This is a genomic window from Luteibacter sp. P4_D7_3 (assembly GCF_056401735.1).
In genome coordinates this window covers 1-9,287 of record NZ_JBFUIT010000146.1, presented here as the reverse complement: position 1 = coordinate 9,287, position 9,287 = coordinate 1, and the positions used below count along the sequence as shown (strand labels likewise).

The 9,287-nt window shown below is 62.4% G+C and carries 10 protein-coding genes; all 10 read right to left on the bottom strand.

Annotation, left to right across the window (positions count from 1 at the left end; genetic code table 11):
- Window positions 1-113: 113 nt before the first annotated feature.
- Complete coding sequence (locus tag AC1DSN_RS13395; RefSeq protein WP_477331090.1) at window positions 114-1,586, bottom strand: XVIPCD domain-containing protein; 1,473 nt, start codon at window positions 1,584-1,586, stop codon at window positions 114-116.
- Entirely contained in the window at window positions 1,583-2,176 is a 594-nt protein-coding gene (locus tag AC1DSN_RS13390) for a hypothetical protein (protein ID WP_063570691.1), read from the bottom strand. Before AC1DSN_RS13390 ends, AC1DSN_RS13395 begins: the two co-directional genes overlap by 4 nt.
- A gap of 15 nt (window positions 2,177-2,191) precedes the next feature.
- The gene (locus AC1DSN_RS13385) at window positions 2,192-3,676 is read right to left on the bottom strand and encodes an XVIPCD domain-containing protein (protein WP_477331088.1); all 1,485 of its coding nucleotides are present in this window, start codon (window positions 3,674-3,676) and stop codon (window positions 2,192-2,194) included.
- Window positions 3,669-4,190, bottom strand: a complete 522-nt coding sequence (locus AC1DSN_RS13380) for a hypothetical protein (RefSeq protein WP_157503846.1) — start codon at window positions 4,188-4,190, stop codon at window positions 3,669-3,671. Before AC1DSN_RS13380 ends, AC1DSN_RS13385 begins: the two co-directional genes overlap by 8 nt.
- A gap of 156 nt (window positions 4,191-4,346) precedes the next feature.
- Window positions 4,347-4,958: a hypothetical protein gene (locus AC1DSN_RS13375; RefSeq protein WP_477299032.1), complete on the bottom strand. Its 612-nt coding sequence runs from the start codon at window positions 4,956-4,958 to the stop codon at window positions 4,347-4,349.
- A 32-nt stretch (window positions 4,959-4,990) separates the two neighbouring features.
- Window positions 4,991-6,304, bottom strand: coding sequence for an XVIPCD domain-containing protein (locus AC1DSN_RS13370; protein WP_477331085.1), 1,314 nt, complete (start codon window positions 6,302-6,304; stop codon window positions 4,991-4,993).
- A 66-nt stretch (window positions 6,305-6,370) separates the two neighbouring features.
- On the bottom strand, window positions 6,371-7,678 hold the full coding sequence (locus AC1DSN_RS13365) for an XVIPCD domain-containing protein (protein ID WP_477298076.1): 1,308 nt from the start codon (window positions 7,676-7,678) through the stop codon (window positions 6,371-6,373).
- 52 nt (window positions 7,679-7,730) lie between these two features.
- Window positions 7,731-8,357 (bottom strand): hypothetical protein, encoded by a 627-nt coding sequence (locus tag AC1DSN_RS13360; protein ID WP_477298077.1) that lies wholly within the window; start codon window positions 8,355-8,357, stop codon window positions 7,731-7,733.
- An 83-nt stretch (window positions 8,358-8,440) separates the two neighbouring features.
- The gene (locus AC1DSN_RS13355) at window positions 8,441-9,052 is read right to left on the bottom strand and encodes a hypothetical protein (RefSeq protein ID WP_477298078.1); all 612 of its coding nucleotides are present in this window, start codon (window positions 9,050-9,052) and stop codon (window positions 8,441-8,443) included.
- 49 nt (window positions 9,053-9,101) lie between these two features.
- On the bottom strand, window positions 9,102-9,287 hold a 186-nt coding region (locus AC1DSN_RS13350), incomplete at its 5' end, for a hypothetical protein (RefSeq protein ID WP_477331083.1).

Here is a 9,287-nt window from a genome sequence, read left to right as displayed (position 1 = left end):
GAGATAGCCCGAAAGCAACTCACCCGTGACGAGAGCGGCCACGAAAAGGCCGATCGCCCAATATCCCCTTGTCTTACTCATGCGCTATCTACCTTTTCCTTCGCTTCTGGGAATCACAGGCCGTGCGACGGCTGCGTCCTTTCCTGGTGGGTTGGAGTTTGCTGGCTGGCCATCTGGGCCTGCTGCTGCGCCTGTTGGGCGGCTTGCTGCCACTGCATGCTGCTTTCGGCGACCGACGTATTGGCGGCCTGCTCGGTCGGCATCTCGGCCATGCGCTTCAGGGGTGAATCAGGGGTTCCCTGCACGGCATAGATACGTGAGGCATCGTCGCTGAGCACGGCCTTGTCGATCCGTTCGAGACCCTCCTGTCTGGCCTTGACCACGAGGCTGCCGGCGACGTTCTCGCTGGCGACATCGGGGTGGCGGCCGTGGGCGCGGTCCAGCTCATGGACTGCCTCTCGCGCCTGCTTGAAGAGGGGATGGTCGGGGTGTGCGGTGTGATCGAGCGATACGCCAGGCTTGTCGTGTTCGAACCAGGTGCCGGGGTGGGTCAGGGTGTTCCAGGCGCCCTTGGCTTTCGCTTCTACCGCGTGGACCCCGTCGGCAATGTCGTGGCCGACATGCTGGACGCCCGCCTTGAGATGGTCGAACCCCTCCTTCGCCTCGTGGACCGCGTACTGCACGCCGTGCTCGACCGCGACAACACCCGCACCTAGCGCCTCGGCGGCACGATGTTCGACGGCATCCTTCAGGTCGCCGATCGCTTTGGGAATCTCCCACGCGGCAGAGAGACCCATGCGGATGTCCGCAACGTCGTTGCGATAACGGTCGATCATGCCTTCGTGCGCCTTATACCGCGCCTGGTTCTCCGGATTGATGATGGACTCACCAAGCAGTTTGCTGTTTGGCACGAAGTTATCGATGGCGTGGGAGTCGAAGTCGATCGCCTTGATTGGATTGCGCGCGCTTAGGATGCCGCCGTCGTCGCGATAACCGGCATGCGAGAGCGTATCAATGTCTTTCTGAGCCGCGTAGATGCGAACCTCGCCAAAATGCGGACTCGCTGCACTGACGACATCGCCTGCGCGGACATGGTCGATAACCTGAGATCCGCCCTCGAGTACGCCCTCACGCAGGCCAGYGGCGCCATAAGCATTGAACGTCTCGCCTTTTAGCCCGTATCTCGATGCGTTGATCTCTGCCAGCGTCCCCCCAAGCGAATGACCGGTCACCGTCACCTGCAACGGGCGGTGGTGGAGATCGGCATCCACGCGGGCCTTCTCCAGCACGCGTTCGGTGAACGCCTCGGAGTTTGCTGTCTGGAGGTTCACCCCGGCCAGGACCATGCCCGCGTCAACGCCCCCGTCCTGGACGGGTTCGCGATCGAACTCCGTGCCGCGGTAGGCAATGACGATCTCACCTGTGTCCATGCGCTTGTATGCGGTGGCCTGAAACCCCGTCCGCGGATTGTTCTCCACGTCGATGGCCTCATAAGTGATGCCGCCCAGTTCCTTGGGCTTATTCAGGACTGGATCGTGATAAGAGTCCTGGGCCAGTAAGGCGTAATCGGTAGAGGAGAGTGTCATGGATGCTTCTCCTCGGCCTGGACGGTGATGGAGAAGGTCGCGTTTGCTTCGTCCTGGTACTGCGTGCGGTCGGTCTCGCCGGTGTCCACGCGCTCCATCTGTGTTGTCGCGTAGGAGCGGTTGGAGTAGTAACGGGTGACCGGTTTGCCCTTCAGCAAGTCGTCGTGGAACAGAGGCGCACTGAAGTCCACTTGCTTGACGTACAGGTTTGCACTGGCCGCGACGACCGACCAATGACAGACGCCCTTGCCGTAGTAGTCCTCGTCCTGAAGAAGGTCCGCGTAGATCTCGCCCTTGTAGATGTTTCCGCCCGAGTGGGTGAGCACGATAGGCACCCGCTTCTCGGGCGCAACGGTGGCACCTGTTACAGGCGTGAGCGGCACACAGTTCTCGTTGCTGACTCGGTAGTCGATCACACCTTCCACACGGTCGAAGGGGCCGGGCGCATTGTCCACCTTGATGGTGATTTCATAGCGCATCCGTGGCTGGGGGTTGAGCTTGACATCAGGCTTGTTCATGGCGGCACCGTAAGCGGAGTAGGCAGTGAAGGAGAGCGCCGCGAGAGCGGCCTTGGTACGAAGGGAGATCATGGGTCGCATGTGCTCCTAGCGGCTCAGGGAATGTGGAGAGTGTGCGGGAGACGCCTCTGTCTGCGACGGAGAGGCTATTGCGTGGCTGACGTCAGGCTGCTGTGCCGTGTTCTGCGCTGCGGCCTGCTGCCAATCCCGGCTGCTCTGTTCGAGGGATGTCGCGATGCCGACCTCTGTGGGGACCTCGGCGAACTTCTTGAACGGCGAGCTCGCCTCGCCCTGCATGGCGTAGGCGCGGCTGAAATCGTCGTTCATGACAACGTGGTCGATGTGGCTCATGCCGTTTCGCCGAGCCTCGACGGTCAGGGCGCCTGCCAGGTTCTCGCTCATCTGATCTGGCTTGCGTCCCGTGGATGCGTCGACGCCGTGGACGCCTTGGAGTGCCTGTTGGAACATGGCGTTATCGGGGTGCGCAACGTCGCTCAGCTTCGGTGGGTGAAGCAGGCGGTCTAGTTCGGCCGATCCTGTGCGTGAGCCCCATGCAGCGTCTGCGCCATAAGACGGAACTATGCCAACGGCGCGCGCCCCGACCGCGACATCGTGCCCGAGGTGGTTCGCCGCAGCGCCGATGGCGGCGGATACCTCGGCGCCCGCTTGTCCTACCGCTCTTCCGATGGGAGCCGAGCGTGACATGAGCTCGTGTCCGTCATTCCTAAGTTGCTCTGCATAGATCTTGCTGGCCCCTATTGCCAGAGCGGGTCCGACGAGAGCGGGTGAGCCTGCCACCTGCGTCGCAACCTCGCGCGCACCCATCACATCGGCCCGATAGTGATCGACCATGGACTGGTTCGCTTTGTAGCGAGCCTCCCCCTCAGGGCCGATCAGAGGCGCTTCTCCGGCTTTCGGAATGAAGTTGTCCATGTAGTGGGATTGGATCGATATCGATCGGGTGACCGCGCCGGCGTTTCCGGACCCATAGCCCGCATGAGCCATCCGATCGATGTCATCGGCAGTCGCGTAGATCTTAACTTCGCCAAAGTGTTGGTTTGCAGCGCTGACAGGGTCGCCGGCGCGAGCATGATTTATCATCTCGTGGCGGCCAGGATAAATGTCTCGCCCAAGACCTACCGCGCCATAGGCATTGAATGTTTCACCGTGCAGGTCATACTTCGAGGCATTGATCTGGGCGAGCGTGCCGCCGAGGGAGTGCCCCGTGACAGTCACATTGAGCGGCTTGTGACTCGCTGCCGCGTAGTCCTCTGCAAGATCAATGGCATGTCTCGTAAAGGCATCGGCCTCCCACTGCTGCACGTTGACCTTCGCTGAGAACATCGCGGCGTCGACAACGTAGTCGTCGGCGGCATCCGTTCCCCGATATGCCAGTACCGTGCGCCCATTGGACTCGTCGCGAAAAGCAGTCGCCCGAAAGCCAGAGATGGGGCTGGCTGCAGAGGCAAACACAACGTAGTCGTCGTTTCCCGCACGGATCCTGTCGCCAATCAGGAGATCCTGATAGGTGCCGGCCGCCAAGACTGCGTATTCCTGCGTTCGTTCAGTCATGGCTGCGATCCTTCGCGTTGATGTAGATGGAGAATGACGCCCCAGGATCAGGCAGGCCTTCCTTTGTCTTGCTGCCTGTGTCGATCATCCTCTTTGGCGTATTTTGATAGGTTGTATTGGAGAAGAAACGACGGTCCCAACCGTCCTGGAGCAGGCGCTCCTTGTATAGGGGTGCATCAAATGTTGTCGTCTTCTCCACGGCTCTCACCGAGATTGCAACCAACGTCCAGTGGCAGACGTCAGGGCCGAAATAGTTTTCGTCTTTCAGGCCATCCATGTAGAGCTCACCCTGATAGCGACCATCAGCCGAGCGCGTGAGATGTATTGGCAAACGCCCAACAGGAGTTACGTGAAGACCGGAAGTGGCCTGCTTCGGTGCACACTCCTTGTTCGCTATCTCGAATTGCCCTTGGGCTGTCAGAGAGTCGAATGGACCCGGAGCATTCTCCAGGGCCACGGTAATCGCATAACGCATCTTCGGATGCGGATTGAGTTCGATCTTTGAGTCTTCCATGTTTCCACCACATGCAGTCAGTAAGAGACACAGGCCGGGGACGGCGACCTGCACGATCTTTCGGATTCCAGCCGAGCCGGCTTTCCGAATAGAGGCGCTAGGGACGAATCGCGCGATAGGTTTGAAGCGATTGGTGTTCATCGAGGCGGAGGCGCGTCAGGCGCCGGTGTCCTCGGGACTCAGGCCCATCGAGTATTCCTCGATATCCTTGCCGTCGACCCAGCCGGTAGCGCAGTCGCCGGTGTAGTGGCCATCGGGCTTGAGCCTGCAGGCGGTACCAGTGGCAGGCCGCTTCCACTCAACGGGTGTGTCGGCGCCTTTGCAGATTTCGTTAGCCTTGCAGCCCTTCACCGTTTTCGTGGGAACCGCCTTGACCAAGGCGCGAACCAGCACGCCTTCCTTGCGCTGAGTCGCCTGGATGCAAAGCAACTGGTGCTCGCCGACATGGGCAACGGGCTTGGCCGAGGTCGCCTGGAAGTTGTCCTCGAGCGTTACACCCTTGGCACCGATGACGCCGCCGAAGGCCATGTTCGAGGTACAGTCGTCGTTGACGTCCACGGCGGTGTTGTCGATCGTGCAGGCGACATTGCCGTACTTGTCCTTTCCGCACACCACCTTTGAGCCTGGTGACGAGGTCTGTAGCAGGGACTGGTAGTCGCGGGCGTCCGGCGGCGCCGCGAAGGCGGAGGCCGAGGCGACAAGCAGTGCAGCGAGCAGGCCTTGCACGGCGGCCGTCCAGCAGAAGGAGCGGTTCTTGGTAATGGTCATCGGGTGATCCATTTTCAGCTTCGGGGAGTGCATCAGACGGTCGGACTCGTGGCCTGCGAAGGCGGTACCTGCATCGGCGCAGTCGCTGCAGGCTGCGGAGCCTGTTGTGCCGCGATCTGCAGGGACTGTCGACCGCTTTCTTCCAGTGACGTGTTTGCAGCCTCCTGTGTAGAGGCTTCCGCGACCTTCTTGAAGGGCGAGTTGAGCTCGCCTTGTACCGCGTAGACCTTGCTGGCGTCGTCGTTCAGTACAGCGTGATCGACGCGAGTCATACCCTCGCCAACCGCTTTCGTGGTGAGGACGCCGGCGATCTGGTCACTCCGCAGGTCCGGGGTACGCTGGTGCTCTGCGTCCAGGCGATGCACGGCGTCGCGGCTTTGCTGGTAGAGCGCGTTGTGCGGATGGCCGGTGCCGTCGAGCCGAGGTGTGGCGGCGTGCAAGGCTTCCTTGGTCGCAGGGCCTACGACGCCGTCGGGCTGCAAGCCATGCGCACGCTGGAAGCGCTCGACTGCTGCCCTGGTGTGCGCACCGAAGTCACCGTCTGGCTGGATCTTATGGCCCTTTTCGTCCTGATAGCCGAGGTGCTGCAGCGAGGTCTGCAGGTTGCGGACAGCGTCACCCTTGTCGCCTTGGCGTAATGTGGCTTCGTGAGCGGGCGTGGCATGGGTAGGTGCGGCACGCGTCGGCGTCGAGTGGTTGGGCGTGTGTGTCGAGGGTGTCGCGTGCGTCGCACCGGAATGCGCCACGGCAGGGGCCGAGGTGGTCGGAGTATCCGACCCCTGACCATGCAGCGGTTCGCGCACACGAAACTCCGGCTTCGCACGCAGGGCGCCGACGATCTCCATGTTCTTGCCATCCCAGTAACCGCCGGGGGTGACGTTCACTTCGGCGGGTCCCGAGCCAACCTGCGAGCCGATGAAATGGATATGGCCCTCGGTGTCGTAGCCCTTGAAGATGGCGACATGCTGGCCTGAGCCGTGTTTGTCGCGGAACATCAGCACGTCACCGGGTTGCAGCGACCCGTTCTGCTGGTGGGCGTCGGCGCCAGGAATGACGTCGAAGTGTTTGCGCGCGTAATCCGTCGGCGTGTTGCCCTGGAACAGGTCGTGCGTGCCGAACGGCGCGGCGGGAACGCCATAGCCTGCGTCATGCATGCCGCGCCAGACGAAGGACGAACAGTCGACCCCGCGGCGGCCGTCGTGATCGTTGTCCTGCTCGGTGCGGCTGCTATCGGTATGGCCATCGCCGCCATGGTTGCGCAGCGACATGTCCGGGCGGCCGTATTCATACTGGCGGCCGGACTTGAGGAAATGTTCGTTGGCTTCGGTGTAGATGTCGCGGCTCATACGGTGTCTCCGTCGAGGAGCGCCAGGTGGCGCGGCGTATAGCGAGAACTCACGGCGTCCATGCGTTTAGCGACCCTGCGCCGGCGTGTCAGGCGCGTGCGGTGTCGGAGCGGCATCCTGGGTCTGTCGTCGGTTTTCTTCCGTGAGGGCAGCGGGCGGTGCCGCTTTCGCGATCTCGGCCCCGCTCTGTTCGATCGGCGTATTGACGGCCTTCGCCGTATCCACTTCTGCCGTGCGTTTGAGAGGGGAGGTGAGGTCGCCTTGCACGGCATACGCGCGGCTTCCGTCGTCACTCAGCAGGACGTGATCGATCTTCGTCAATCCCTGGTGTTTCGCTTCGGCGGTGACGGCGCCGGCGAGCTGGTCGCTCTGCTTGTCGGGTGTGCGGCCGACCTGCGCATCCAGCGCGTGCACAGCGGCACGCGCCTGTTCGTACATCGCGTGGTCCGGGTGCATGGGACTGTCCAGCCGTCCCGATTGCGCAGCACGCTGGATGGCGTCCTGGTGCTTGGCCTGAGCGATGGCTTCCATCGTGCGCGGGCCTGCCACGCCGTCCGCCGGCAGATGATGATCGCGCTGGAACGCTTCGACCGCGGCACGCGTGCCCGGACCGAACTTGCCGTCGGTGTGGAGTTCGCCGTGATGTCCATCGGTGTAGCCAAGTCGGGCGAGGCTGCCCTGGAGCAGGCGGACGTCTTCGCCGCTAGCGCCCTCCTTGAGTGGAGCGGCCTTGCCTGCCGCGTGCGCCGGGTGAGCAGGCTGCGGCTGGCCGACGTGGCCCTCGGCGAGGCGATGCATCACCTCGGGTGTGAGGCGTTGCTTCCAGTCCTCGAAACGGTGTTCGCGATCTTCCAGTCCGTTGTACTTGCCGTTGACGGCTTTGGTCGCCGCACGGACGTCGTCCCTGGCGCTTTCCGGCACACGGTTCTCCCAGTACCAGACGGCGATCTTCGATGCATGCTGCGGATCGGCTGCGAGCTCGGGACGCTTGACCAGGTCCAGGCCGAGCGCTTCGCCGGCGACGCGATAGTTGTCCTTGCCGGTGAGTTGTATGTAGCCACGGCCGTGGTACTTCCAGCCATCACCTGGTTCGTCGTTGCCGTTGCGGCCGCCGTACATCAGCTCGGCCAGCTGTTCGGGCTTGCCCATCAGGGCCTGCTTGCGCGCCGCGTCCAGTGTGTCGGGGCCTTCGCGCCACGCGGACTGCACGGGAATCTGCGAGATATTTCGCGTATAGCGAAAGCTCTCCTCGAGCCGGTTGAGCCCGTTGGATTCGTGAGTGACCTGGGCCATGAAGTTGGCCAGCTCCCTCGGGTTGGTGATGCCCGCCGCCGTAGCGTCGGTCAGCACCTGGGTTTCACGATCAATCGCCATGTGTAGCTCCTGGTTGACTCACTTGCGATGTTGCGTCGTGCGGTCCTTCTGACTATTTCGCCGGATGGGGGGCGAGTCTTGCCGTGAACGGGATGCGCTTATTGGGGTCGTCCATCAGAAAATATTGGCCGGCGACCACGATCTGGCCGTTGTCCTCGTGGAAGCCCTCGGGTCCCTTGTCCACCCACGACGAATAGGCCGCGTCGACGCCGGGCACGTCTGCGTCGTGGTTAGCGACGATGTTGCCCGTGACAGGCGAAAGCTCCACCACGTTCAACAGCGTCTGTGAGAGTGATGTCGCCTGGTTCGTGTCGGTCTGTACCAGCACGAAGATCGATCCGTCCATGGCGAAGCAATGCGTGGCCCGGTTCTGGTACCAATGCGGCGGCACAGGGACGGCAGTGACCCAGCGCGGTTGTTTTGCGCCGGCGTCTTTGATGTAGACGAAAGCACGTCCGTTCATGCCTTCCTTTGTGGCGTCGCCGGCGACGCACTCGCCGCCTGCGACCGGTGCGGAACCGTATGCGGTGAAGCCCTTCGGCAGCTTCGCCTTGGCAGGCAGAGGGGCGACGGTCGGCACGGGCTCGGCGCTAAGTGCGCGAAGCGGCACAGCGGCAAGCAGCGCAGCCATGACAGCCGCGAGCATGAGCTTGCTCGCGTGGTAACGGTCAATCGTCACGTGTAACTCCTGTTTGATTTTCGGGTGGCTTTGCCTCCTGCTGGCCGAACCCGCCGTCCTGGCGGGGTTGTGCAACTGCTACATCAGGGCAGCGTTACGTCAGGGAGCTTGCCCGGGTCGAAATCGGCGAAGGACACTGTGCCGAACTCCTTCGCGGTCAGGTCGACGTGCTTTTCATTGCCGGTCTCGGTATCGACAACCTTGCGCATGACTGACGAGACGAACCAGTTCTTCTTAGCACCGACGTAGGTGAAGGTGTACTCATCTGTCCAACGCTCGCGGCTGCCGCCGCCGGCGACGATCGTAAACTGGCCTGCCGCAACGTGCGTGTAACCGTACGGATCACCCGCCATGCCGCCGCAGGTTCCACAGGGGACGAGGCGACTGTTCGAGGCCACCTTCTGGAGATGGCCGGCCGAATCTCTCGCGAGGATAACGACGTCGCGCGGAGGGCCCTGCCCAAGTTTCCCGGGCCCGGCCGACGCAGGGTCGAGGACCAGTACAGCGCCTTTGCGCCCGTCACCTGCGATGTCGCCAAACTTGGAGTCGAGAATCCTGGACCCGCCGGTCGCGAAGGATGTCAGATCATCCATGTTGCTTCCCTTGGTGTGTACTACCCGGTCAGTCAATGGCCGGGCGTAAGGATTCGCGCTTTGGGCATGAAGCATGCCGGAAACGAGCAGGCCCGCAATCACCGCGAGCGCCTTGAACGGGCGCCGAGAAATCATGACGCGTCTATCTCCGTCACGGACTCGCATCGGCGGGATCGCGTGACGAGGAGGTGGCCATGACCGATTTGGCGGCCCCCAAAGCGAACGCCTTCGGGCAGACGCGCGCGAACAGAAGTGCCGAATAGGCATTGAAGCAGTAGTAGTTGGTGACAGTGAAGGTGCCTAACTCCTTGCTGATCGGTGCCCAGCAGTCCTGTGG

Coding starts and splice junctions, on each gene's coding strand:
- AC1DSN_RS13390 (WP_063570691.1), bottom strand. CDS start 2,176: ATGATCTCCCTTCGTACCAAGGCCGCTCTCGCGGCGCTCTCCTTCACT.
- AC1DSN_RS13365 (WP_477298076.1), bottom strand. CDS start 7,678: ATGGCGATTGATCGTGAAACCCAGGTGCTGACCGACGCTACGGCGGCG.
- AC1DSN_RS13370 (WP_477331085.1), bottom strand. CDS start 6,304: ATGAGCCGCGACATCTACACCGAAGCCAACGAACATTTCCTCAAGTCC.
- AC1DSN_RS13385 (WP_477331088.1), bottom strand. CDS start 3,676: ATGACTGAACGAACGCAGGAATACGCAGTCTTGGCGGCCGGCACCTAT.
- AC1DSN_RS13375 (WP_477299032.1), bottom strand. CDS start 4,958: ATGACCATTACCAAGAACCGCTCCTTCTGCTGGACGGCCGCCGTGCAA.
- AC1DSN_RS13380 (WP_157503846.1), bottom strand. CDS start 4,190: ATGGAAGACTCAAAGATCGAACTCAATCCGCATCCGAAGATGCGTTAT.